The following is a 22,666-nucleotide window of genomic DNA, read 5'->3' on the forward strand; positions in this document are numbered from 1 at the left end:
CGCCAGCAACCATGCGGGCCGGCGGGTTGATAGCGGAGCTCAATGGCGGCGATTGGCCGCACGGCCGGCGAACCCCTGGCAGCCGTACCGGTATAGTGGTCATTTCGGCTTCGCAGGCACCGTTCCCATGGCCGCTGGCCCGACCCCCGATCCCGCCACGCCCGCCGTCGCGGGCATGACCGGCAGCTATCACGAGACCTCGCCGGCGGCGCTGTTGCGTCCGCATTTCCTGTGCGCGTGGCGCAGCGAACTGGCGCCGGGCCAGCCCGCCGATGTCGCGGTGCTGCCCGACGGCTGCGCCGACATCCTCTGGACCGATGGCCGCCTCAGCGTTGTCGGCCCCGACGTGGTTGCCGCGCGGCCGCAGCTCGCGCCGGGCGCGCGGGTGCTGGGCCTGCGCTTCCAGCCGGGCGCCGCCCGCGGCTGGCTGGGCGTGCCGCTTTCCGAGTTGGTGGGGCGCCGGATCGAGCTGGGCGCGCTGTGGGGCGACGGCCGCGCCGGGCGCATCGCGCGGCGCGTGCGCGAGGCCGCCATGCCCGAGGCCCAGATGCTGGCCCTGCAGCAGGCGCTGGCGGGCGAAGCGCCACGCCACGCGTCACCCGCGCCACGGGCCGCTGCCTTGTTCCACTGGCTCGCGGCCGCGCCTCAGCCCGGCGGGCGCGGTCTCGAAGACCGCCTCGAGATGAGCGAACGCAGCCTGCGCCGCCTGAGCCACGACCATTTCGGCTATGGCCCCAAGATGCTCGAACGTATCCTGCGGCTGCAACGCTTCATCGCGCTGCTGCGCGGTCCGGCGGACATCCCGCTGGCCATGCTGGCCGCGGACGCCGGCTACGCCGACCAGGCCCACCTGAGTCGCGAGGTGCGGGCGCTGTGCGGCATGACGCCCTCGGCGCTGCGTGGGCAGGCGCAGGGCTAGTGGCGCATGGCCCGTCGCGCATGGCCGTTTCGTTCAAGACGCGGCCGCGCGAATCGGGGATGATGCGGTTTTCTTCGATATTCGCGGGAGACACGCATGGGCGCCACCGGCAACAACCACCAGATCGACAACATCGAGTTCAACGTCGCCGACATCGCGCGCAGCAAGCGCTTCTATGGCGATGCATTCGGCTGGTCCTGCACCGACTACGGGCCGACCTACACCGAATTCACCGATGGCCGCCTCAAGGGTGGCTTCACCACTGGCGAGCCGGTGCGTCCGGGCGGCCCGCTGGTGATCCTGTATGCCGATGACCTGGCCGCCGCCCAGCGCCGGGTCATCGCGGCGGGCGGCCGTATCAGCCGCGAGGCCTTCGATTTCCCCGGCGGCCGGCGCTTCCATTTCACCGACCTGGACGGCTACGAGCTGGCGGTCTGGACCGCGGTGGCCTGATGGCGGGTTCGCGGAAAGGTGCGCCTGGCGGGCGTTATTCCGGGAAGAACGCGTAGCGGATCACGAACAGGATCGCCACCAGCCAGGTGGCCGGGTGCACGTCGCGCACGCGGCCGGTCGCGGTCTTGAGCACCACGTAGCTGATGAAACCGAAGGCAATGCCGTTGGCGATGGAGTAGGTGAACGGCATCACCAGCGCGGTCAGCGCGGCCGGCGTGGCTTCGCAGACGTCGTTCCAGTCGATGTCGATCAGTTCGCGCATCATCAGGCCGGCCACGTAGAGCAGGGCGGGCGCGGTCGCGTAGGCAGGCACGGCGCCGGCCAGCGGCGAGATGAACAGCGCGGCCAGGAACAGCAGCGCCACCACCAGCGCGGTCAGGCCGGTGCGGCCGCCGGCCTGCACGCCCGAGGCGCTTTCGACGTAGGCAGTGGTGCTGCTGGTGCCCAGCATCGAGCCGGCGACGATGGCGGTGCTGTCGGCGAACAGGGCGCGGCCCAGGCGGTTGGGGCGGTTCTCCGGCACCAGGCCGGCGCGCTTGGCCACGCCCACCAGGGTGCCGGTGGCGTCGAACACTTCGACCAGCACGAACACCAGGATCACGTGCACGAAGCCGGTGTGCAGCGCGCCCAGGATGTCCAGCTTGAACAGCGTCGGCGCCAGGCTCGGCGGCGCGGCGAACACGCCCTTGAATTCGTTGTAGCCCAGCGCCATCGACAGCACTGTGACCACCAGGATGCCGATCAGGATGGCGCCGCGCACACGCAGGGCATCCAGCGCGGCAATGATGAAAAAGCCCAGGATGGCGAACAGCGGCCCCGGCGCGGTCAGGTTGCCCAGCGTGACCTTGGTGACCGGATGCGCCACCACGATGCCGGCGCTGGACAGCGCGATAATAGCCAGGAACAGGCCGATGCCGGCGGCGATGGCGCTGCGCAGCGAATGCGGGATGCCCTTGACCAGCCAGACGCGGATGCCCGAGATCGTCAGGATCAGGAAGATCACGCCCGAGATGAACACGGCGCCCAGCGCCTGCTCCCAGGTGTAGCCCATGGTCTTGACCACGGTGAAGGCGAAGAAGGCGTTCAGCCCCATGCCCGGCGCCATGCCGATCGGCCAGTTGGCGATCAGCGCCATGACCAGCGAGCCCAGCGCGGCGGCCAGGCAGGTGGCGACGAACACGGCGTTGCGGTCCATGCCGGTGGACGACAGGATGTCCGGGTTGACGAAGATGATGTACGACATGGTCAGGAATGTCGTCAGGCCGGCCACGATTTCGGTTCTCGCGGTCGTGCCGTGTTCACGCAGGTTGAATAGCTTCTCCAGCATTCTTATCCCCAGGGTGCTTGCAGGCTCGGGTTGTCGGGAGAGGGCGTGGGCGCCCTCGGTCATTTTGTAAACGGGCGTATTTTCGCATCAGTTGTAAACTCTGCCGCCATGATTATTCTCGGCTTTGAAAGCTCCTGCGATGAAACGGGTGTCGCAGCCGTCTGTACGGAACGCGGCCTGCTCGCGCACGCCTTGCACACCCAGATCGCCATGCACCAGGAATACGGCGGCGTGGTGCCCGAACTCGCCTCGCGCGACCATATCCGGCGCGTGGTGCCGCTGACCCGCCAAGTGCTGCAAGAGGCGGGCCTGAACATGTCCGACATCGGCGCGGTGGCCTATACGGCCGGGCCCGGCCTGGCCGGCGCGCTGCTGGTGGGCGCCAGCGTGGCGCAGTCGTTCGCCTGGTCGCGGCACCTGCCCGCCATTGCCATCCATCATCTGGAAGGCCATCTGCTGTCGCCGATGCTGGCCGATCCGCGGCCTGACTTTCCGTTCGTGGCGCTGCTGGTGTCTGGCGGCCATACGCAATTGATGCGGGTCGACGGGGTGGGGCGCTACGAATTGCTGGGCGAAACCCTGGACGATGCCGCTGGCGAAGCCTTCGACAAATCCGCCAAGCTGATGGGGCTGGGCTATCCCGGCGGCCCGGCGCTGGCGCGCCTGGCGGAGCAGGGCGATGCCGCGCGCTTCGACCTGCCGCGCCCCATGCTGCACAGCGGCGACCTGGATTTCAGCTTCAGCGGCCTGAAGACCGCCGTGCTGACCCGGGTCAAGGCGGCCGAGCAGAACGGCGGGCTGGACGACCCGACCCGCGCCGACCTGGCGGCGGCCACCCAGGCCGCCATTGTCGAGGTGCTGGCGGCCAAGTCGATCCGCGCCTTGAAGCAGACCGGCCTGCGCCGCCTGGTGGTGGCCGGCGGCGTGGGCGCCAACCAGCTGCTGCGGGCCAGGCTGGCGGCTGCGCTCAAGCCGCTCAAGGCACAGGCCTATTTCCCGCCGCTGTCGTTGTGCACGGACAACGGCGCCATGATCGCCTTCGCGGCGGCCGAGCGGGTCAAGGCCGGGCTGGTGACGCTGGACCCGGACGCGCATGGCTTTACCGTGCGGCCGCGCTGGGACCTGGCCGAGATCGCCTGAGACGGCAATGAAAAAAAGGGGCCTTGGCCCCTTTTTTTACCCCGTATTGCGGCGCCCGTGCCGGCCGCGCCCTGTGCGGATCACTTCTTCTTGCCGCCGCCGATGCGGCTTTCGGTGCCCTGCATCAGGCGCGCGATGTTGGCGCGGTGGCGGTAGAACAGCAGCACGCCGATGATGGCCAGGGCGATGCCCATGGCCGGCTGGGCGCGCCAGGCCAGACCGGAGCCGAACACGTAATAGACCGGCGCGAAGAACGCGGCCACCAGCGAGGCCAGCGAGGAATAGCGGAAGAACACCGCGATGATCAGCCAGGTGGCCGCGGTGGCGAGCGCCAGCCACGGCTGGATGGCGACCAGCACGCCGAGCGCGGTGGCCACGCCCTTGCCGCCCTTGAAGCCCAGGAAAATCGGGTACAGATGGCCCAGGAAAGCCGCCACGGCCACCGCCGCCAGCGGGCCGGGGGTGATGCCGGGCGCCAGGCGCTGCGCCAGCCAGACCGCGAACCAGCCCTTGGCGGCGTCACCCAGCAGGGTCAGCGCGGCGGCGGTCTTGTTGCCGGTGCGCAGCACATTGGTGGCGCCGGGGTTCTTCGAGCCATAGCTGCGGGGGTCCTGCAGCCCCATCAGTTTGCTGACCACCACCGCGAAGGGCACGGAGCCGATCAGGTAGGCCAGCAGGATGAGCGCCGCGGAGAACGCCAGGGAGGGTTCGGTGATCGCCATATGGAGGAGGTCCGTTGTTGTCGTGTTGTTGTCTCGATGGCTGCGGATTCTACCCCGCCTGCCGCGACGGCGAACACGGCGGCGGCCGGCGCGCGGGCCGGACAGGGGGCGCGGCGGCTCATCCGGCACCGGTTCCAGGTCGGACATGCCGCTGTCGCCCGCGGACGGTACAATCCAGCCGGTCCACCCGCGTTTTATTTTCTTTCGGATGCACAATGCGAATTCTGGTTTCGAACGATGATGGTTACTCGGCCCCCGGGCTCGAAGCGCTGGTCAAGGCGCTGCAAGGCCTGGGCGACCTGACCGTCGTCGCGCCCGAGACCAACCACAGTGGCGCGTCCAACTCCCTGACGCTGAACCGCCCGCTGTCGGTGCGCACCGCCGCCAACGGCTTCATCGCCGTCAGCGGCACGCCGTCCGACTGCGTCCACGTCGCCCTGACCGGGCTGATGGACACCCGCCCCGACCTGGTCGTGTCAGGCATCAACAACGGCGCCAACATGGGCGACGACACGCTTTATTCGGGCACGGTGGCCGCCGCCAGCGAAGGCTACCTGTTCGGCATCCCGGCCATCGCCTTCTCGCTGGCCGAGAAGGGCTGGGAACACATCGAGTCGGCCGCCCGCGCCGCGCGCCTGGTGGTCGAGCGCCATCTGGCGCAGCCGCTGGCCGCGCCGGTATTGCTGAACGTCAACATCCCCAGCCGCCGCTTCGAGGACATGCATGGCTTCCAGGTCACGCGCCTGGGCAAGCGCCATCCGTCGCAGCCGGTGGTGCGCACCACCACTCCCTACGGCGACGAGGTCTACTGGATCGGCCCGGTGGGGCAGGCGGCCGACGCCACTCCCGGCACCGACTTCCACGCGGTGGCGCAGGGCATGGTGTCGGTGACGCCGCTGCGCCTGGACCTGACCCAGCACAGCCAGCTCGACGAAATCCGGACCTGGGCGGAGCCGCTATGCGCCGACGCATAAGCCAGCCAGACGTCTCGCAAGCCGTGCCCGGGCGCCCCAGCCCGGTGCGTTACGACTCCGGCCGGCTCAGCCCCGGCGTCACGCCGGCCAACAGCAATACCCGCATTTCCGCCGCCACCCTGCAAAGCCAGGCCAAGACGCCGGCGCCCGCCGCCGGCGGCAATCTCGGGCTCAATTCCGACCGCCTGCGCCAGGCCATGGTGCAGCGCCTGCGGACCCAGGGGGTCTCGGACGAGCGTGTGCTCAACGCGATGGCGGCGGTGCCGCGCCACCTGTTCGTCGACGAGGCGCTCGCCAGCCGTGCCTATGAAGACGCGGCCCTGCCCATCGGCCATTCGCAGACCATCTCGCAGCCGTGGGTGGTGGCACGCATGATCGCCGCCATCTGCGAAGATCGCAGCCCCACTCGTGTGCTCGAAGTGGGCGCCGGCTGCGGCTACCAGGCTGCGGTGCTGGCGCAATTCGTGCGCGAAGTCCATTCGATCGAACGCATTCGCGGGCTGTACGAACTGGCGCGCGATCACCTGCGCGCCTTGCGGCTGACCACCCGGGTCCGCTTGATCTATGGCGACGGCATGCTGGGCCTGCCCGGCGTGGCGCCTTTCGATGCTATCGTTGTGGCTGCCGCCGGCCTGGCCATCCCGCAGGCGCTGCTGACGCAGCTCGCGCCGGGTGGTCGCCTGATCGCTCCCGAGGGGGGCGCCAACCAGCGCCTGGTGCTGATCGAACGCACCGGCGCAGCCAGCTGGAAACGTACTGAACTAGAGGCCGTGCGCTTTGTGCCGCTGCGTGCCGGAATACAATCTTGAGCAAACAGGAGAAACGTATGCTCAACGGGCAGTTGCAACTGACCGATATGAACCTTGGCGTGTCCATCACGCGCCTGCGCCGCCCGGTATTCGTGGCCGGCGTCCTCAGCCTGGCCATCCTGGCTGGCTGCGCATCCAAAGGCACGCGTGCCCCGGTCGTGGACCTGACCGGTGGCCAGCCGTCCGCCGTCCAGTCCGGCGGCAGCTATGTCGTCAAGCCGGGTGACACGCTCTACAAGATCGCCCGCGCCAACAACGTCGATGTCGAGAACATCAAGCGCTGGAACAACCTCAGCGATCCCAACCAGATTTCAGTCGGCCAGGTGCTGAAGATGTCGGGCGCGTCCGGTAGCGCCGCGCAGCCGGCGCCGATCGCCAGCTCCAAGCCGCAGCCGCGTCCGCTGGACCAGCCGGACGACACCTCGGCCACCGCCACGGCCTCCCTGCCGCCGCCCGCGCCGGCCGAGACCAAGCCCACCACGCGCGCGGCCGATGCCGGCGTGATCAACTGGACCTGGCCGGCCAACGGCCAGATCATGCAGGGCTTCAACAACAACAGTAAGGGCATCGACATCGTCGGCGCGCTGGGCGACCCGGTCAACGCCGCGGCCGACGGCAAGGTCATGTACAGCGGCAACGGTGTGCGTGGCCTGGGCAACCTGATCATCGTCAATCACCAGAACGGCTTCATCACGGCCTACGCGCACAACCGCACGCTGCTCGTGAAGACCGGCCAGGACGTCAAGCGTGGCGCCAAGATCGCCGAGATCGGCCAGAGCGACACCACCTCGCCGCGCCTGCATTTCGAGATCCGCCGCCAGGGCACCCCGGTTGACCCGATGCAATACCTGCCCGCCAAATGACGCCCACCCTGGTATTCGACCTCGAGACCATCCCCGACGCGGATGGCCTGCGCAAGCTCAACGGCTGGAGCGCCGACGTTCCCGATGCCGAGGTGGTCGAGCGGGCGTTGACCGCGCGTCGCGAAGCCGTGGGACACGACTTCCTGCCGCTGCACCTGCACAAGGTCGCGGTGGTGGGGTGCGTATTCCGCGACGACCAGGGGTTTCGCGTCAAGACCCTGGGCCAGGCCGATGACCCCGAAGCCGCCTTGCTGGCGGGCTTCTTCAAGACCATCGAGCGCTATACGCCCCGGTTGGTGAGCTGGAACGGGTCGGGCTTCGACCTGCCCGTGCTGCACTACCGCAGCCTGATCCAGGGCGTGCCCGCGCCGCGCTATTGGGACATGGGCGAGGAAGATCGCGATTTCAAGTTCAACAACTACATCTCGCGCTATCACAACCGCCACATCGACCTGATGGACCTGCTGGCCAAGTACAACGGCCGCGCCAATGCGCCGCTGGACGAACTGGCCAAGCTGTGCGGCTTTCCCGGCAAGCTCGGCATGGACGGCAGCAAGGTCTGGGAAGCCTGGAGCCAGGGCCGCGCCGACGAGGTCCGCGCCTATTGCGAAACCGACGTGGTCAACACCTGGCTGGTGTATTGCCGCTTCCGTTTCCTGCGGGGCGAGCTGGACCGCACCGCCTACGATGCCGAGATCGCGCTGGTGCGCGAGACGCTCGCGGCCAGTGACGCGGCGCATTGGCAGGAATACCTGGCGGCCTGGGACGCCAACTGAGCGGGCGCGTCCCGCCGCCGATCCACAACGGGGCCTGCGGGCCCCGTTGTCATGCCGGCAGAGGGCGCAATCGACTGAAACATAGCTTGCGGGGGCGAAACCTGAATGAAACCGGGCAAATCGCACAATGGCCTCGCTTTCTTCACTTTCAGGAGACCTACATGTCCCGATTCGCACTCCGCACCAACCTGGCCGCCCTGGCCATGGTCGCCGCCACCGGCGGTCTGCTGGCAGGTCCCGTCATGGCGGCGGCGCCCGCCGACGGCGGCCCGGCCGCCATGCACCAAGGCCAACGTGGTGGCGGTTTCCACAAGGGCATGCGCGATGGCCTGTGGATCCCGGGGCTGGGCCCGGTGTCCAAGGCGCAACTCGATCAGCTCAAGCTGGATCAGAAGCAGCAGGCCCTGGTCAAGACCGCGCAGGACGGCCAGCGCGGCCTGCATGAAGCCATGCGTGCCGCCGGCGGCCAGCGTCACGACCTGCTCAAGGCGCAACTGGACAGCGGCAAGCTGGACCCGCGCGCGCTGCTTGAACAATCCGACAAATCGCGTGACCAGTTCAGCGCCCAGGCCAAGCAGGTGCGCGACCAATGGCTGGCGGTGTGGGACAGCATGAACGACGCCCAGCGCACCCAGCTGACCCAGATGCTGAAGGAGCGCCAGGCCAAGATGCAGGACCGCCACGCCAAGATGGAAGGCCGTCATGGCAGGGGGCCGGGTAATGCACCCGGCGCGGTGCCGCCGCCGCCCGCGCCGCCCGCCGCCAACTGACCTGCCGTCCTGCCGCCGCCCGGCGGCGGGCCGTCCAGCCCCGTTCCGCATACCCGCGGGCCGGGGCTTTCTTTTGTGCGTCGGGGGCCGCCATGGCGCGCCAGGCCCCATATTGAAGCACCGCCTGCCTGCCGGCGCGGCGTGGCGCACCGCGATGGTGCGCAAAGGGCGTGGCGCCAGGGCATCGCCAGCGCGCTGACACGTGAATGAAACCTGGCACGGACATTGCTTCAAAGACGGTGAGCCGGTTACCTGCCGTTGCAAGACCGGCCTGACGGATGCGCCCCCGGCCTTCCTCCTCCTCGTTAAATCCGATCAGGACACGCACCATGAAGAAGACGTTGCTAGCCTTGCCCGCCGTGCTCGCCGCTTGTTTCGTTGCAACGGCACAGGCCGAACCCACTGACCTGGGCGGCGGTTTTTCGCTCAGCGGCAATGCCACGATCGTCAGCGACTACCGTTTCCGCGGCTACTCGCAGACCGACTTCCGTCCGGCCGCCCAGTTGGGCTTCGATCTGACCCACAGTTCCGGCTTCTACCTGGGCAACTGGAACTCGAATGTGTCCAACTTCGTCTTCACCGACGGCAATCTGGAAATGGACTTCTATGGCGGCTGGAAGGGCGACGTGGGCGGCGGGTTCTCGCTCGACGCCGGCGTGCTGCACTACTACTATCCGGGCTCCAGCTCGCCCAAGGGCGGCAACTACAACAACACCGACCTGTACCTGGGCGCGACCTACGGCAACTACACCCTCAAGTATTCGTACACGCCCAGCGATTTCTTCAGCACGCCCGACAGCAAGGGCACCTGGTACCTGGACGGCACCGCCAATTTCGACCTGGGCGATGGCTGGGGCCTGGTGGGCCACGTCGGCTACCAGAAGCTCAAGAACCAGGTCAACATGAACGGCGATTCCATCAGCCACTACGTCGATTACAAGCTCGGCGTGACCAAGGACCTGAAGGGCTGGGTGCTGGGCCTGGCGGCGGTCGGCGCCACCAAGGACAACTGGCTGCCGACCAAGTACGGCCATCCCTCGGGGCGCCTGGGGGCGGTGTTCTCCGTATCGCGTTCGTTCTGATACCCATCCGTGGCGGCGTCCTGACCGGCGCCGGCTTTTGGGGGGCTTGATGGAGACTGCCCGGCGGGCCGTCTCCGGCAAGTCCCCCTTTTTTTGGCGCAGGCGGGGCGCCGCCGAATCCTCATACAATGCCGGGTTGCGTGAATTTTCTGGACTGCGTGAGATGTCTGACGTTTTGAGTATCGAATCCCTGGACCTGGAAGCCCGGGGCATTGCCCGCCGCGATGGCAAGGTCGTGTTCGTGGAAGGCGCCCTGCCGGGCGAGCGGGTCACCACCACGACCGTGCGCCGCAAGCCGTCCTATGAAATCGCGCGGGTGGATCAGGTGCTGCGTCCGTCGTCGCAGCGCGTGGTGCCGCGCTGTCCGCATTTCGGCGTCTGTGGCGGCTGCGCCATGCAGCATCTCGAACCCACCACGCAGGTGGCGATCAAGCAGCGCGCGCTGGAAGACACCTTCTGGCATGTCGGCAAGCTGCGCCCGGCGCGCATCCTGGCGCCGCTGCACGGCCCGACCTGGGGTTACCGCTACCGTGCCCGCCTGTCGGTGCGCGTGGTGCCGAAAAAGGGCGGGGTGCTGGTGGGTTTTCACGAGCGCAAGAGCAGCTACGTGGCCGACATGCGCGAATGCCATGTGCTGCCGCGCCACGTCAGCGACCTGCTGATGCCGCTGCGCGCCATGATCGCGTCGATGTCGGCGCCCGATCGCCTGCCGCAGGTGGAAGTGGCCCTGGGCGAGGGCGTCACGGCACTGGTGCTGCGTCACCTGCTGCCGCTGACCGACCACGACATCGCCGTGCTGCGCGCCTTTGCCGACAAGCACGACGTGCAATGGTGGCTGCAGCCCAAGGGCCCGGACACGGTGCACCCGCTGGTGTCCGAGCACCGCGATGCGCTGACCTACACCATGCCCGAGTTCGGCCTGCGCATGCCGTACCGGCCGACCGACTTCACCCAGGTCAACCACGCCATCAACCGCGCGATGGTGTCGCGCGCGCTCACGCTGCTGGAAGTGCAGCCGACCGACCGCGTTGCCGACCTGTTCTGCGGCCTGGGCAACTTCACGCTGCCGCTGGCCACCCAGGGACGCGAGGCCGTGGGCGTGGAGGGCAGCAAGGCCCTGACCGACCGCGCCCACGAGGCCGCCGCGCGCCACGGGCTGGGCGAGCGCACGAGCTTCGCCACGCTCAACCTGTTCGAGGTCGACGTCGAATGGCTGCGCGGCCTGGGCTTTTTCGACCGCATGCTGATCGACCCGCCGCGCGAAGGCGCGCAGGCGGTGGCGCAGGCGCTGTCGCAACTGACGGTCCAGGAGCGCCCGCGTCGCATCGTCTACGTATCCTGTAATCCCGCCACGCTGGCGCGCGACGCGGCCATCATGGTGCACGAGGGTGGCTACCTGCTCAAGAGCGCCGGGGTCATCAACATGTTCCCGCACACCGGGCACGTGGAGTCGATCGCGGTATTCGAATCGCTGGACGCCGAGGGCGTGCGCGAAGTGCAGGAGCGCGCCCGCCAGCGCGCCTTGCAGCAGGCCGCCGAGGCCCTGGCGGCGGAAGCGGAAAAGGCGGCCGCGGCCGCCGAGAAGGCCGCGGCCAAGCAGGCGGCGACCGACGCCTATCACGCCCGTGTCGCGGCCGAAGGCGAAGCGTCGGCGTAACGCCAGGCGTGAGACTTGCGGTCGGCATACCCCCGGCCCCATGCACGAAGGGCAAGCCAGCTGGCTTGCCCTTTTGCTTACGGGGCGCGCCCCAGGTTTTCCAGGATGGGGCAATCGGGCCGGTCGTCGCCGTGGCAATGGTGTGCCAGGTGCTTGAGCGTGGCCGCCATGTCGCGCAGGGCACAGGCCTTGCGTTCCAGTTCGGCCACGTGTTCGAGCGCGATGCGCTTGACGTCGGCGCTGGCGCGGCTGCGGTCGCGCCACAGCGCCAGCAGCTCGTTCATCTGCTCCACCGAAAATCCCAGGTCGCGCGCGCGCCGCACGAAACGCAGCGTGTGCAGGTCGTTCTCGCTGTAGACGCGATAGCCCGAGTCCTTGCGCAGCGCCGGGCCGATCAGGCCGATGCTCTCGTAGTAGCGGATCATCTTGGCCGAGATGCCGGATTCCTGCGCGGCCTGTCCGATGTTCATGCGTGGTCTCCCAGAGAGGCGGCGCCTGGGCGCGCGGCGCGCGGCGGACGGAAGGTCTTCAGGCGCAGCGCATTGCCCAGCACGAAGACGCTGGACAGGGCCATGGCGCCGGCCGCGAAGATCGGCGACAGGGACAGGCCGTAGGCCGGGTACAGCGCGCCCGCCGCCAGCGGGATCAGCGCGGCGTTGTAGGCGAAGGCCCAGAACAGGTTCTGGCGGATATTGGCCAGCGTGGCGCGGCTGAGCGCGATGGCGTTGGGCACGCCGTGCAGGTCGTCGGCCATGAGCACCACGGATGCGGCCTCGATGGCGACATCGGTGCCGGTGCCGATGGCGATGCCGGTATCGGCGGCCGCCAGCGCCGGCGCGTCGTTGATGCCGTCGCCCACGAAGGCCAGCTTGCGGCCGTCGGCGCGCAGCGCGGCGATGGCCTCGACCTTGCCGTCGGGCAGGACCTCGGCGCGCACTTCGTCGATGCCCAGTTGCCGCGCCACGGCCTGCGCCGTGTGGCGGTTGTCGCCGGTGATCATGGCGATCTTCAGGCCTTGCGCGTGCAGCGCCGCGATGGCGTCCGCCGCGGACGGCTTGACCGGGTCGGTCACGGCCATCATGGCGGCGGCCTGGCCGTCAATGGCGACGTAGATGGGTGTCTTGCCCTCGTTGCCCCATTGCTCGGCGCGCTGGCCGAAGGCGCTGACGTCCACGCCACGTTCGGCCATGAGGCGATCGGCGCCGGCCAGCACGTGCTTGCCGGCCACGCTGGCCTCGACCCCGGCGCCGGTGATGGCGGCGAAGCCTTCGACCGGCGGCAGTTCGATCTTGCGTTCGGCGGCGGCCGCCACGATCGCCAGCGCGATCGGATGTTCCGAACGCGCCTGCACCGCGGCGACCCATTGCAGCACGTCGCGGTCATCGAAGCCGGCGGCCGCTTGCAGATCGGTCAGGGTGGGCTTGCCCAGCGTCAACGTGCCGGTCTTGTCGAATGCCACCACCTGCACGTCGCGCAGCGTCTGCAAGGCATCCCCCTGGCGGAACAGCACGCCCATGTCGGCGGCGCGGCCGGTGCCGACCATGATCGAGGTGGGCGTGGCCAGGCCCATGGCGCACGGGCAGGCGATGATCAGCACCGCCACCGCGTTGACCAATGCGTGCGACAGCGCCGGCGACGGGCCCAGGAAGAACCAGGCCAGGAAGGTCAGCAGCGCCATGCCCATCACCGCCGGCACGAACCAGGCGGTGACCTGGTCCACCAGGGTCTGGATCGGCAGGCGCGCGCCCTGGGCCGCTTCGACCATGCGGATGATGCGGGCCAGCATGGTGTCGGCGCCGGTGTGGGTGATGCGCAGCGTGAAGCTGCCCGAAGTATTGAGCGTGCCGCCCGTGGCCTGCATGCCCGGCTGCTTTTCGACCGGCACGGGTTCGCCGGTCAGCATCGATTCGTCGACGTACGAGCTGCCTTCGATGATCTCGCCGTCCAGCGGGATCTTCTCGCCCGGGCGCACCATGACGATGTCGCCCTTGCGCACCAGCTCGATGGCGATGTCCTGGGGCTGGCCATCGCGCAGCACGCGCGCGGTGCGTGGCTGCAGGCCGATCAGGCGCTTGATGGCGGCGCCGGTCTTGCCCTTGGCGCGCGCTTCCAGCGTGCGGCCCAGCAGGATCAGCGTGACGATGACGGCGGCGGCTTCATAGTAGACGTTGCGGGCCGCCTCCGGCAGCCAGCCGGGCGCGAAGGTCGCCACCACCGAGTAGCTCCAGGCGGCGCCAGCGCCCAGCGCCACCAGCGAGTTCATTTCCGGCGCGCGGCGCCACAGCGCGGTCAGGCCCTTGGTGAAAAAGTGGCGGCCGGGCCAGGCCAGCACGGCGGTGGTCAGCGCGAATTGCAGCAGCCAGCTGTTCTGCTGGCCAAGGGACGTCATGACCCAGTGATGCATGGCGGGAACCAGGTGCGAGCCCATCTCCAGCGCGAACACCGGCAGCGTCAGCACCAGCGCGGCGATGAAAGCCTGACGCAGGCGCTGCGCCTCGGCGTCACGCGCTTCGGACTGGCGCTCGGCGTGATCGTCCTGGGCTGCGATGGGGCGGGCCTCGTAGCCCATTTTGACGACCGCCTCGACCAGCGCGCCGGGCTGTGCCGCGGCCGGGTCGTAGGACACCAGGGCGCGTTCGGTGGCCAGGTTTACCTGGGCCTGGGCCACTCCCGGCACGCGGGTGAGGGCCTTTTCCACGCGCTTCACGCAGGACGCGCAAGTCATGCCTTCGATGGCAAGTTCAAGCTCGACGGAAGGGTTGGCAGCGCTCATGGCAGTCTCGGTTGAGGTAAGAAGACCTCAGTGTCGACCTTCCCATCGTGGGAAGGTCAAGGATTATTCTACGCTTGACCTTCCTATGATAGGAAGGTTTAAGCTGGGTACCAGATCGCACCGGAGGCGGCGCGACCATCCTTGATTCACTCGGAGAAACACCATGAGCATCGAATTCAACGTGCCCGACATGACCTGCGGCCATTGTGTCAAGACCATCACCGGCGCGGTGACGGCGGCGGCGCCGGGCGCCAGCGTGGCGGTGGACCTGCCCACGCATCGCGTCACCGTCAGCGGCACCGACCAGGCCGACAAGGTCGAGGCCGCGATCCGCGATGCCGGCTACGAGCCGCAACGCGTGTGAGGGGCGGCCGCCGCGAGCGTATGATAGATAGCGTCTCGCGGCCGCTCACGTGATATTGCTAAAAACTATTAATCAATTAAGTTAATTAAATTTGATTAATTGATAGCTGGGATTTATCATTCTTTCCATGGTGGTTGATCAGACCCCGCTACCCCAAGGAGAGATTGCATGCTGCAAAACCGTGAAGGCCAACGTGTTCCCACCGTAACGTTCCCCGTTCGCGAGGGCAACACCTGGAAGAAGGTCACGACCGACGACCTGTTCAAGAACAAGACGGTCGTGGTCTTTTCGCTTCCCGGCGCTTTCACGCCGACCTGCTCGTCGACCCATCTGCCGCGCTACAACGAACTGGCCCCGGCCTTCGCCGCCGTCGGTGTCGACAGCATTGTCTGCGTGTCGGTCAACGACACTTTCGTCATGAACGAATGGGCCAAGGACCAGGAATCGTCCAACATCACGCTGCTGCCCGACGGCAACGGCGAATTCACCGAAGGCATGGGCATGCTGGTCGACAAGAGCGACCTGGGCTTCGGCAAGCGCAGCTGGCGCTACTCCATGCTGGTCAAGGACGGCGTGGTGCAGAAGATGTTCATCGAGCCCGAAAAGGAAGGCGACCCGTTTGAAGTGTCGGACGCCGACACCATGCTGGCTCACGTCGCTCCGACGGCCAAGAAGCCCGACCAGGTGGTGGTGTTCTCCAAGCCCGGTTGCCCGTTCTGCGTGGAAGCCAAGGCGCTGCTCGAAGACAAGGGCTACGCCCCGATCGAGATTCCGCTGGAGAACAAGGTGCGCGGCCGCGTGATCGGCGCCGTGTCCGGCAAGGGCACCGCTCCGCAGGTGTTCATCAACGGCTCGCTGATCGGCGGCCTGGACGACCTGAAGGCGCACTTCGCCTGATGCCGGCCGGGAAAGGGGCCGCGCCTCTTTCCCTCGCCGTGGCCGCGCCGACAGGACGCGGTCCGGCGCACCGGTTTCCCTTGTTCCGCATCTTCGCGCGGCCCCGACCGGGCGCCGCGGGACGGCTTTCGTCCCGAGGGTGCGCAACAAGGCGGAACCGCCTTTGACAATATCTGCGCCACGCTACACCCCGGGGGACCCCACTGATGAAGACTCTGCACACCGATATCGCCATCCTCGGCGCCGGCACCGCCGGCCTGGCCGCCTATCGTGCCGCCAAGGCCGCCGGCAAGCGCGCGCTGCTGATCGAGGGCGGTCCTTACGGCACCACCTGCGCCCGGGTCGGCTGCATGCCGTCCAAGCTGCTGATCGCGGCCGCCGAAGCCGCGCACCAGGCGGCACACACCGCGCCGTTCGGCGTGCACGTCGAAGGCGAGGTCACCGTCAATGGCGAAGAAGTGATGGACCGCGTCAAGCGCGAGCGCGACCGTTTCGTCGGCTTTGTGCTCGAGGGCGTGGAGAACATCCCGGCCGAAGACAAGATCCGCGGCTATGCCCGCTTCGAGTCGGATACCGTGCTGCGGGTCGACGACCATACCGAGATCCACGCGTCGCGCGTGGTCATCGCCACCGGTTCGCGGCCCTCGGTGCCGCCGCCGTTCCGGGCGCTGGGCGACCGCCTGGTGATCAATGACGACGTGTTCGCCTGGGATGACCTGCCGCGGCGCGTGGCGGTGTTCGGCCCCGGCGTGATCGGGCTGGAATTGGGCCAGGCGCTGGCGCGGCTGGGCGTGCAGGTGCGCGTGTTCGGCGTCAGCGGCAGCCTGGGCGGCATCAGCGATCCGCAGGTGCGCCATAGCGCCCGCAAGATCTTCCAGCGGGAGTTCTACCTGGACCCGGATGCGCGCGTGCTGGAAACCCAGCGCGTCGGCGACGAGGTCGAGGTGCGCTACGTGGCGCTGGATAACAGCGAACGCACCGAGCGTTTCGATTACGCGCTGGTGGCTACCGGGCGCCGTCCCAATGTGGACGGCCTGGGCCTGGAGAACACCTCGCTGCAACGGAACGCGCAGGGTGTGCCGCTGTTCGACCGCGACACCATGCAGGCGGGCGAGTCGGTCATCTTCATCGCTGGCGATGCCAACGCCGACGCGCCGCTGCTGCACGAGGCGGCCGACGAAGGCCGCATCGCCGGCGAGAACGCGGCGCGCTATCCGGAAGTGCGCCAGGGCCTGCGCCGCACGCCGTTGGCGGTGGTGTTCTCGGACCCGCAGATCGCGCTGGCGGGGCAGGGCCACGCCCGCCTGACGCCGGGCACCTTCGTGACGGGCGAGGTCGATTTCGGCGACCAGGGCCGCTCGCGGGTGATGCTGAAGAACCGCGGCCTGCTGCACGTGTACGCCGACATTGCCAGCGGCCGCTTCCTGGGTGCGGAAATGGTCGGCCCCAGCGCCGAGCACATCGGCCACCTGCTGGCCTGGGCCGTGCAGCAGGAACTGACCGTGGCGCGCATGCTGGAAATGCCGTTCTACCATCCAGTCATCGAAGAAGGCCTGCGCACCGCGCTGCGCGACGCCGCCGCCAAGCTGGCGCGGGCGCAGGAGGCGCTGCGCCAGGTGGAGGCGGAGGACGCCGAGGCCTGAGCGCCGGTGGTGATTGAATGCAAAAAGGGCTGCCCCGGTGTGAGGCAGCCCTTTTGCTTGCCGCGGCGCTCGCGAGCCCGGCCGCGATGTCAACGCGGCCGGTATCAGTCGTCCGACTGCTTCTTGGGCGCGGGGAAGGGATTCTCGCGGAATTGCAGCGTGAAGCCGGCGCGCTCGTCCTGACCCAGTTCACGCGCCAGGTAGGGCATGGCCTGCTTGAGGGCGTCATGCAGCGTCCAGGGCGGGTTGATCAGGAACATGCCGCTGCCGTGCAGGCCGTAGCCGTCGATGGTGGCCTTCTTGACCGTGAGGGTGGCGTGCAGCCAGCTCTTGACCTTCAGGTTCTCGAAGTGGCGCGCCATTTCGCTGGCCTCGCGCCGCTGCACCAGCGGATACCAGACGGCGATGGTGCCGGTGGCGAAGCGCTTGACGCATTCCTTGACGGTGATCAGCGTGCGGCGGTAGTCGTTCTTGTCTTCATAGGACGGGTCGATCAGCACCATGCCGCGGCGCGTCGGCGGCGGCAGCAGGGCCTTGACACCCTCGAAGCCGTCGTCGCCGTAGATGGTGGTCTGGCGCTGGGCGGCGCGGTCCATGTGTTCGAGATTGCCGACCAGGGTGTCGATCTCGGTCGGGTGCATCTCGAACAGGCGCAGGCGGTCGGACGGACGCAGCGCGTCCAGCGCCAGCCAGGGCGAGCCGGGATAGCGCTTGAGGCGGCCGTTGGTGTTGAAGGCGCGAATGCGGGCGACGTAGTCGGCCAGCAGCGGCGGCAGGTCGTCGCGTTCCCACAGGCGGCCGATGCCGTCGGCGAATTCCGAGGTCTTGGCGGCCCAGTCGCTGTCCAGGCTGTAGAGGCCGGCGCCGGCATGGGTGTCGATGACCCAGTAGGGCGCGTCCTTGCGGTTGAAGTAGTCCAGGGTGTGGACCAGGATGGCGTGCTTGAGCACGTCGGCGTGGTTGCCGGCGTGGAAGGCGTGGCGATAGCTGAACACGGGGCGGGGGCCTCAGGCGGCCGGCCGGATGGCGGCCAGTTCGTCGGTGAAGATGCCGTCGATGCCCCAGTCGAGCAGCAGACGCGCGCGCTCGGGGGCGTTGACGGTCCAGGCGGCGATGCGATAGCCGGCGGCGTGCACGGCATCGATCAGTTCGCGCGTGGCGTCCTTCTGGTTGATATTCAGGGCGACGCAGTCGTACTTGACCAGGCGGTCGAGCCAGTCGGCCGGCACCTTTTCGACCAGCAGGGCGCGCGGCAGCTCGGGCGCGGCGTCCTTGGCGGCCTGCAGGGCTTCCTCGGCGAAGGAGGACAGCAGCGGCGCGACGGCGGCGCCTTGCCAGAGCGCGCGGGCGGCCAGGGCGACGGCGGTGCCGGTCTCGGCCTCGCGGCCGGGGCAGGGCTTGATCTCGACGTTGCTGGCGATGCCGTTGGCGACGGTGTAACGGGCCACGGCGGCGAAGGTGGGCAGCGGCTCGCCGACGTAGGCGGCGGAGTGCCAACTGCCGAAGTCCAGTTGCGCCAGTTCGCTGAAGGTCTTGGCGGCGGCGGGGCCGTGGCCGTTGGAGGTGCGGTCGACGTCGTCGTCATGCATCAGGACCAGGACGTTGTCGCGGCTGAGCTTGACGTCGTATTCGAACATCGTGAAGCCGTGTTCGGCGCCGACGCGCATGGCGGCAAGCGTGTTCTCCGGGGCCAGGCGGCCGCCGCCGCGGTGGGCGATGTGGCGGGAATAGGGCCAGGAGGGGAGGGATGCGGACATTTCTTTTGATGCTTTTGGGGTTCTTTGGGATAGGGTGGAAGGATACTCTGTTCTGAGGGTTCTTTCCCTGTGGCGCTTGGCGGGCGCGCGCGGGTTCTTTCGGCGCGGCGGCGGGGACCGGCCGGGCCGATGTAAGCAGACGCTGCGGGACGAATGAGAAATGCTAAAATCCGCCCGCTGACCCGGTTTGACCGGTATGGGAATAGGGCGAATCAGATTCGCCTTTTTTTATGCGTTTTCGTGCGGCCCGGGCGGAAGTCTCCGTCCGAGTGCGGCAACAGGGATTCCATGTTCGAATTTATTCGCAGCCACCGGCGCTGGATGCAGCTGATCCTGCTGCTTCTGATTGTGCCGTCCTTCTTCCTCGTCGGGATCCAGGGCTATGAGAGCTTCATGCGCAAGGAGCCGGAATTGGCGACGGTCGCCGGCCAGCCGATTTCCCGCGCGGAATTCGACCAGGCGCACCGCAATCAGCTGGAACAGTACCGCCAGCGTCTGGGCGCGCAGTTCGACCCGGCCGTGATCGACACGCCGCAGCTGCGCGAAGCGCTGCTGAACCAGCTGATCAACCAGCGCCTGTTGGCGAACGTGGCGGTCGACAACCGTTTCTCGGTGTCCGACGCCACGCTGCGCAACACCATCGCCGCCATTCCGGAAGTGCAGGACAACGGCCGCTTCTCGCCTGAACGTTATCGCCAGGTGCTGGCTGCCCAGGGCATGTCGCCGACCTCGTTCGAGGCCGGCCTGCGCCGCGATCTGGCCGTGGCCCGCGTGCTCGAGCCGGTCGGCCAGTCGGCCCGCGCGCCGGCCGAGGTGGTGGCCTGGCTGGAAACCGCCCTGACGCAGCAGCGCACGGTGCAGTTGCGCCGCTTCGCGGCCGCCGATTTCCGTTCGCAGGTGACCGTCACGCCGGCCGACATCCAGGCCTGGTACGACGCCAACAAGCAGCAATTGCAGATCCCCGAACAGGTGCAGGTGCAGTACCTGGTGCTGAACGAAGCCGCCGCCACCGAAGGGGTGCAGGTCAAGGACGAAGACCTGGCCGCTTATTACGCACAGAACAAGAACCGCTTCGGCCAGCCCGAGCGCCGCCGCGCCAGCCACATCTTGATCGAAGTGCCCGCGAGCGCCTCGGAAGAGGCCCGCAAGGCCGCGCGCGCCAAGGCGGAAGACCTGGCCAGGCAGGCCGCCGCCAATCCGGCGCAGTTCGCCGAGCTGGCTCGCAAGAACTCGCAGGACGCCGGTTCGGCCGCCAAGGGCGGCGACCTGGGCTGGCTGGCGCCGGGCATGCTGTCCGGTCCGCTGGAAAAGGCCATTTTCAGCCTGTCCAAGGACCAGGTGTCGGGCGTGGTCGAAAGCCCGGCGGGTTTCCACGTGGTCGAGGTCACCGAGATCCAGCCGGCCTCGATCAAGCCGCTGGCCGACGTCAAGGAGCAACTGACCGCCGAAGTCCGCAAGCAGTTGGCCGCTGTCCATTTCTCGGAAATGGCCAGCCAGTTGAACAAGCAGGTCTACGACCAGCGTGACAGCCTGCAGCCGGCCGCCGATGCGGTGGGCCTGAAGCTGCGCACCGCATCGGGCGTGACGCGCGAAGGCCTGCTGCCGGCCAATGAGGCCGGTCCGGGCGCCGCCGCGAGCAGCCCCGACGCCGCGCTGCTGGACAATCCGCGGGTGCGCCAAGTGCTGTTTTCGCCCGACGTGTTGCGCGAAAAACAGAATTCCGGCGTGATCGAGCTGTCGCCCGACACCATGCTGGCGGTGCGCGTGGCCGCGGTCGAGCCGGCCCATGTGCCGGCGCTGGCCAAGGTCAGCGAGTCGATCCGCGCCAAGCTGCTGGACGAGCGCTCGGCCGCGGCGGCCAAGAAAGCGGGCGAGGCCGCGCTGGCGGCCGACCAGGCCAATCCGGCCGCGGCGCCGGAAGGTTTCGGCGATCCGCTGTTGGTGTCGCGCCAGGATCCCAAGAACCTGCCGCGCCCGGTGCTGGATGCCGTGATGCGCCTGCCGGCCGGCAAGCTGCCGGCTTATGCCGGGGTGCAGTCGGGCGCCGATTACACCTTGGTGCGGCTGGAGAAGATCGAGCCCGGCAAGGTCGAGGCTGAAGACAAGGAACGCCTGGCGCAGCAACTGGCTGGCGCCTGGGGCCAGGCCGAAAGCGACGCAATGGTGCGCATGCTGCGCGAGCAATACAAGGTTCAAGTGCTGCCGGGGGCCGCCGAGGTCATCCGCGGCGATGCCGAGCAGCAGGCGGCCGGCTGATCGGCCAGTTCGTGCCGCGCGGGCCGGCCAGGCCCGCGCGTCAGCGCAGCAGTGGCCGCAGCACCGGCCAGACATTGTCCAGCAAGCGGGCCTGGGCATCCTCGTTGGGATGGATGCCGTCGGCCTGGAACATCGCCCGGTTCGTTGCGATACCTTCCATCAGGAAGGGCACGAGCCGGGCGTTTTCGTCTTTGGCGACGGTGGGAAATACCTGGGCGAAACGCTGGGTGTAGTCGCGGCCGTAGTTGGGCGGGATCTGCATGCCGACGATGACCACCTCGGCGTCGGCCTTGCGGGCCGCCTGCGCCATGGTGCGCAGGTTCTGTTCCGTCATGGTCAGCGGCAGGCCGCGCAAGGCATCGTTCGAACCCAGTTCCAGCAGCACTACCGCGGGCATGTGCTGGCGCAGCAGCGCCGGCAGGCGCGCCACGCCGCCGCTGGTGGTATCGCCGCTGATGCTGGCGTTGACCACCTTGTACTTCGGGTATTGTTCGGTAAGCCGCTCGGCCAGCAGCGGCACCCAGCCGGTGCCGCGCTTGATGCCGTATTCGGCGGCCAGGCTGTCGCCCACCACCAGCACGGTACGCGGCTGCGCGGAACCCTGGGCCGTGGCGGTGGTCTGAGCGTGGGCGGGTGCCATCAGGCCGGCCGCCGCGAGCGCGGGTATCAGTAGCAAACGGGGAATCAGGGGAATCAGGCGCATGGATAGCAAGAATTCGATCGAGGTGAAAGGGCTGGGCAAGCGGGTGGCCGATGCCGGCGGGACGCTGTCTATCCTGGAAGACATCGATTTTACGGTGGCGGCCGGCAGCGCGGTGGCCATCACCGGCAGCTCCGGCTCGGGCAAGTCCACGTTGTTGGGACTGCTGGCGGGGCTGGATGTTCCCAGCGCGGGCAGTGTGCGCCTGGCGGGCCAGGACCTGTTCGCGCTGGACGAGGACGGCCGTGCGCGCCTGCGGGCCAACCATGTGGGGTTCGTGTTCCAGTCGTTCCAGCTACTGCCGAACCTGACGGCGCTGGAAAACGTCATGCTGCCGCTGGAACTGGCCGGCCAGCCGGCGCGCGAGGCGGCCCAGGCGATGCTCGAACGCGTCGGCCTGGGTGCGCGGCTGCACCACTATCCGCGCACCCTGTCGGGGGGCGAGCAGCAGCGCGTGTCGCTGGCGCGCGCCTTCGTGGTGCGGCCGGACCTGTTGTTCGCCGATGAGCCCACCGGCAGCCTGGATGCCGCCACTGGCGTGACGGTGATCGACCTGATGTTCGACCTGCACCGCGAGCACGGCACCACGCTGGTGTTGGTGACGCACGATCCGCAACTGGCGGCGCGCTGCGGCCGCCAGGTGGTGCTGGCGGCGGGGCGCATGGCCTCGTAGCACGGTGACGCCGTGCCCACGTCCGCGCGGCTTGGGCCGGCACGGGAACGCCACCCTAGGGTGGCGTTTTGCATTGCGCGGGCCCCGCGGTTCACGCGGCGCGGGCCGCCG

The 22,666-nt window shown here is 68.3% G+C and carries 22 protein-coding genes; 15 read left to right on the forward strand and 7 right to left on the reverse strand.

Annotated features, from left to right (window positions below; genetic code table 11):
* The first annotated feature begins 127 nt into the window (after positions 1 to 127).
* Positions 128 to 919, forward strand: coding sequence for a helix-turn-helix domain-containing protein (locus HV701_RS19370; RefSeq protein WP_254595214.1), 792 nt, complete (start codon positions 128 to 130; stop codon positions 917 to 919).
* A gap of 96 nt (positions 920 to 1,015) precedes the next feature.
* Positions 1,016 to 1,372: a VOC family protein gene (locus tag HV701_RS19375; protein ID WP_175134642.1), complete on the forward strand. Its 357-nt coding sequence runs from the start codon at positions 1,016 to 1,018 to the stop codon at positions 1,370 to 1,372.
* Positions 1,373 to 1,406: 34 nt separating this feature from the next.
* Here the strand turns inward: HV701_RS19375 and HV701_RS19380 are convergent, their stop codons facing one another.
* On the reverse strand, positions 1,407 to 2,699 hold the full coding sequence (locus HV701_RS19380; protein WP_175134643.1) for an NCS2 family permease: 1,293 nt from the start codon (positions 2,697 to 2,699) through the stop codon (positions 1,407 to 1,409).
* A gap of 108 nt (positions 2,700 to 2,807) precedes the next feature.
* Here HV701_RS19380 and tsaD point away from each other — a divergent pair, with 108 nt between their 5' ends.
* Positions 2,808 to 3,839 carry a tRNA (adenosine(37)-N6)-threonylcarbamoyltransferase complex transferase subunit TsaD gene (gene tsaD / locus HV701_RS19385; protein ID WP_175134644.1) on the forward strand — a complete coding sequence of 344 codons (1,032 nt, stop codon included), beginning with the start codon at positions 2,808 to 2,810 and terminating at the stop codon, positions 3,837 to 3,839.
* Between the two features lie 80 nt (positions 3,840 to 3,919).
* Here tsaD and plsY read toward each other — a convergent pair whose 3' ends face one another.
* Positions 3,920 to 4,561: a glycerol-3-phosphate 1-O-acyltransferase PlsY gene (gene plsY / locus HV701_RS19390; protein WP_175134645.1), complete on the reverse strand. Its 642-nt coding sequence runs from the start codon at positions 4,559 to 4,561 to the stop codon at positions 3,920 to 3,922.
* Between the two features lie 215 nt (positions 4,562 to 4,776).
* Here plsY and surE point away from each other — a divergent pair, with 215 nt between their 5' ends.
* The 7 genes from surE (at position 4,777) to rlmD (ending at position 11,492) form a co-directional block, all read left to right on the forward strand.
* Entirely contained in the window at positions 4,777 to 5,535 is a 759-nt protein-coding gene (gene surE / locus HV701_RS19395) for a 5'/3'-nucleotidase SurE (protein ID WP_175134646.1), read from the forward strand.
* Positions 5,520 to 6,344, forward strand: coding sequence for a protein-L-isoaspartate(D-aspartate) O-methyltransferase (locus HV701_RS19400; RefSeq protein ID WP_254595215.1), 825 nt, complete (start codon positions 5,520 to 5,522; stop codon positions 6,342 to 6,344). The genes surE and HV701_RS19400 overlap by 16 nt, the downstream gene beginning before the upstream one ends.
* 17 nt (positions 6,345 to 6,361) lie before the next feature.
* Positions 6,362 to 7,207, forward strand: coding sequence for a peptidoglycan DD-metalloendopeptidase family protein (locus tag HV701_RS19405; protein WP_175134647.1), 846 nt, complete (start codon positions 6,362 to 6,364; stop codon positions 7,205 to 7,207).
* Positions 7,204 to 7,983, forward strand: a complete 780-nt coding sequence (locus HV701_RS19410; RefSeq protein ID WP_175134648.1) for a 3'-5' exonuclease — start codon at positions 7,204 to 7,206, stop codon at positions 7,981 to 7,983. Before HV701_RS19405 ends, HV701_RS19410 begins: the two co-directional genes overlap by 4 nt.
* 161 nt (positions 7,984 to 8,144) lie before the next feature.
* Positions 8,145 to 8,753 (forward strand): DNA recombination RmuC family protein, encoded by a 609-nt coding sequence (locus HV701_RS19415; protein WP_175134649.1) that lies wholly within the window; start codon positions 8,145 to 8,147, stop codon positions 8,751 to 8,753.
* A 329-nt stretch (positions 8,754 to 9,082) separates the two neighbouring features.
* Positions 9,083 to 9,835: a TorF family putative porin gene (locus HV701_RS19420; protein WP_175134650.1), complete on the forward strand. Its 753-nt coding sequence runs from the start codon at positions 9,083 to 9,085 to the stop codon at positions 9,833 to 9,835.
* Between the two features lie 163 nt (positions 9,836 to 9,998).
* Complete coding sequence (rlmD, locus tag HV701_RS19425; protein ID WP_175134651.1) at positions 9,999 to 11,492, forward strand: 23S rRNA (uracil(1939)-C(5))-methyltransferase RlmD; 1,494 nt, start codon at positions 9,999 to 10,001, stop codon at positions 11,490 to 11,492.
* 77 nt (positions 11,493 to 11,569) lie between these two features.
* On the opposite strand, the gene cueR is transcribed toward rlmD, so the two are convergent.
* Positions 11,570 to 11,962 carry a Cu(I)-responsive transcriptional regulator gene (gene cueR, locus HV701_RS19430; RefSeq protein WP_175134652.1) on the reverse strand — a complete coding sequence of 131 codons (393 nt, stop codon included), beginning with the start codon at positions 11,960 to 11,962 and terminating at the stop codon, positions 11,570 to 11,572.
* Positions 11,959 to 14,265 carry a heavy metal translocating P-type ATPase gene (locus HV701_RS19435; RefSeq protein WP_175134653.1) on the reverse strand — a complete coding sequence of 769 codons (2,307 nt, stop codon included), beginning with the start codon at positions 14,263 to 14,265 and terminating at the stop codon, positions 11,959 to 11,961. Before HV701_RS19435 ends, cueR begins: the two co-directional genes overlap by 4 nt.
* 163 nt (positions 14,266 to 14,428) lie before the next feature.
* Between HV701_RS19435 and HV701_RS19440 the strand changes: the two genes are divergently transcribed.
* From HV701_RS19440 to HV701_RS19450, 3 genes are all read left to right on the forward strand, one after another.
* A complete protein-coding gene (locus HV701_RS19440) occupies positions 14,429 to 14,629 on the forward strand; it encodes a heavy-metal-associated domain-containing protein (protein WP_175134654.1) in 201 nt (66 codons plus the stop codon).
* Positions 14,630 to 14,797: 168 nt separating this feature from the next.
* Positions 14,798 to 15,526 carry a glutathione peroxidase gene (locus tag HV701_RS19445; RefSeq protein ID WP_175134655.1) on the forward strand — a complete coding sequence of 243 codons (729 nt, stop codon included), beginning with the start codon at positions 14,798 to 14,800 and terminating at the stop codon, positions 15,524 to 15,526.
* A 206-nt stretch (positions 15,527 to 15,732) separates the two neighbouring features.
* A complete protein-coding gene (locus HV701_RS19450; RefSeq protein WP_175134656.1) occupies positions 15,733 to 17,169 on the forward strand; it encodes a dihydrolipoyl dehydrogenase in 1,437 nt (478 codons plus the stop codon).
* 104 nt (positions 17,170 to 17,273) lie between these two features.
* Here HV701_RS19450 and HV701_RS19455 read toward each other — a convergent pair whose 3' ends face one another.
* Both HV701_RS19455 and ugpQ read right to left on the reverse strand, forming a co-directional pair.
* On the reverse strand, positions 17,274 to 18,164 hold the full coding sequence (locus HV701_RS19455) for a 23S rRNA (adenine(2030)-N(6))-methyltransferase RlmJ (RefSeq protein WP_175134657.1): 891 nt from the start codon (positions 18,162 to 18,164) through the stop codon (positions 17,274 to 17,276).
* A 12-nt stretch (positions 18,165 to 18,176) separates the two neighbouring features.
* Positions 18,177 to 18,926, reverse strand: coding sequence for a glycerophosphodiester phosphodiesterase (gene ugpQ, locus HV701_RS19460; protein ID WP_175134658.1), 750 nt, complete (start codon positions 18,924 to 18,926; stop codon positions 18,177 to 18,179).
* A gap of 288 nt (positions 18,927 to 19,214) precedes the next feature.
* Between ugpQ and HV701_RS19465 the strand changes: the two genes are divergently transcribed.
* Positions 19,215 to 21,182 carry a SurA N-terminal domain-containing protein gene (locus HV701_RS19465; protein ID WP_175134659.1) on the forward strand — a complete coding sequence of 656 codons (1,968 nt, stop codon included), beginning with the start codon at positions 19,215 to 19,217 and terminating at the stop codon, positions 21,180 to 21,182.
* A 40-nt stretch (positions 21,183 to 21,222) separates the two neighbouring features.
* Here the strand turns inward: HV701_RS19465 and HV701_RS19470 are convergent, their stop codons facing one another.
* Complete coding sequence (locus HV701_RS19470; protein ID WP_175134660.1) at positions 21,223 to 21,885, reverse strand: arylesterase; 663 nt, start codon at positions 21,883 to 21,885, stop codon at positions 21,223 to 21,225.
* On the opposite strand from HV701_RS19470, the gene HV701_RS19475 reads away from it, so the two are divergent.
* Entirely contained in the window at positions 21,884 to 22,555 is a 672-nt protein-coding gene (locus HV701_RS19475; RefSeq protein ID WP_175134661.1) for an ABC transporter ATP-binding protein, read from the forward strand. The two genes, HV701_RS19470 and HV701_RS19475, sit on opposite strands and share 2 nt — an antisense overlap.
* Positions 22,556 to 22,666 lie beyond the last annotated feature (111 nt).

Origin of the sequence: Achromobacter pulmonis, assembly GCF_902859765.1 — a bacterium.
GTDB lineage: Bacteria > Pseudomonadota > Gammaproteobacteria > Burkholderiales > Burkholderiaceae_B > Achromobacter > Achromobacter pulmonis.

Coding starts and splice junctions, on each gene's coding strand:
- HV701_RS19440 (WP_175134654.1), top strand. CDS start 14,429: ATGAGCATCGAATTCAACGTGCCCGACATGACCTGCGGCCATTGTGTC.
- HV701_RS19405 (WP_175134647.1), top strand. CDS start 6,362: ATGCTCAACGGGCAGTTGCAACTGACCGATATGAACCTTGGCGTGTCC.
- HV701_RS19370 (WP_254595214.1), top strand. CDS start 128: ATGGCCGCTGGCCCGACCCCCGATCCCGCCACGCCCGCCGTCGCGGGC.
- rlmD (WP_175134651.1), top strand. CDS start 9,999: ATGTCTGACGTTTTGAGTATCGAATCCCTGGACCTGGAAGCCCGGGGC.
- HV701_RS19400 (WP_254595215.1), top strand. CDS start 5,520: ATGCGCCGACGCATAAGCCAGCCAGACGTCTCGCAAGCCGTGCCCGGG.
- ugpQ (WP_175134658.1), bottom strand. CDS start 18,926: ATGTCCGCATCCCTCCCCTCCTGGCCCTATTCCCGCCACATCGCCCAC.
- HV701_RS19445 (WP_175134655.1), top strand. CDS start 14,798: ATGCTGCAAAACCGTGAAGGCCAACGTGTTCCCACCGTAACGTTCCCC.
- HV701_RS19380 (WP_175134643.1), bottom strand. CDS start 2,699: ATGCTGGAGAAGCTATTCAACCTGCGTGAACACGGCACGACCGCGAGA.
- HV701_RS19470 (WP_175134660.1), bottom strand. CDS start 21,885: ATGCGCCTGATTCCCCTGATTCCCCGTTTGCTACTGATACCCGCGCTC.
- HV701_RS19410 (WP_175134648.1), top strand. CDS start 7,204: ATGACGCCCACCCTGGTATTCGACCTCGAGACCATCCCCGACGCGGAT.
- HV701_RS19420 (WP_175134650.1), top strand. CDS start 9,083: ATGAAGAAGACGTTGCTAGCCTTGCCCGCCGTGCTCGCCGCTTGTTTC.
- HV701_RS19415 (WP_175134649.1), top strand. CDS start 8,145: ATGTCCCGATTCGCACTCCGCACCAACCTGGCCGCCCTGGCCATGGTC.
- HV701_RS19465 (WP_175134659.1), top strand. CDS start 19,215: ATGTTCGAATTTATTCGCAGCCACCGGCGCTGGATGCAGCTGATCCTG.
- surE (WP_175134646.1), top strand. CDS start 4,777: ATGCGAATTCTGGTTTCGAACGATGATGGTTACTCGGCCCCCGGGCTC.
- HV701_RS19435 (WP_175134653.1), bottom strand. CDS start 14,265: ATGAGCGCTGCCAACCCTTCCGTCGAGCTTGAACTTGCCATCGAAGGC.
- HV701_RS19475 (WP_175134661.1), top strand. CDS start 21,884: ATGGATAGCAAGAATTCGATCGAGGTGAAAGGGCTGGGCAAGCGGGTG.
- HV701_RS19450 (WP_175134656.1), top strand. CDS start 15,733: ATGAAGACTCTGCACACCGATATCGCCATCCTCGGCGCCGGCACCGCC.
- tsaD (WP_175134644.1), top strand. CDS start 2,808: ATGATTATTCTCGGCTTTGAAAGCTCCTGCGATGAAACGGGTGTCGCA.
- HV701_RS19375 (WP_175134642.1), top strand. CDS start 1,016: ATGGGCGCCACCGGCAACAACCACCAGATCGACAACATCGAGTTCAAC.
- cueR (WP_175134652.1), bottom strand. CDS start 11,962: ATGAACATCGGACAGGCCGCGCAGGAATCCGGCATCTCGGCCAAGATG.
- plsY (WP_175134645.1), bottom strand. CDS start 4,561: ATGGCGATCACCGAACCCTCCCTGGCGTTCTCCGCGGCGCTCATCCTG.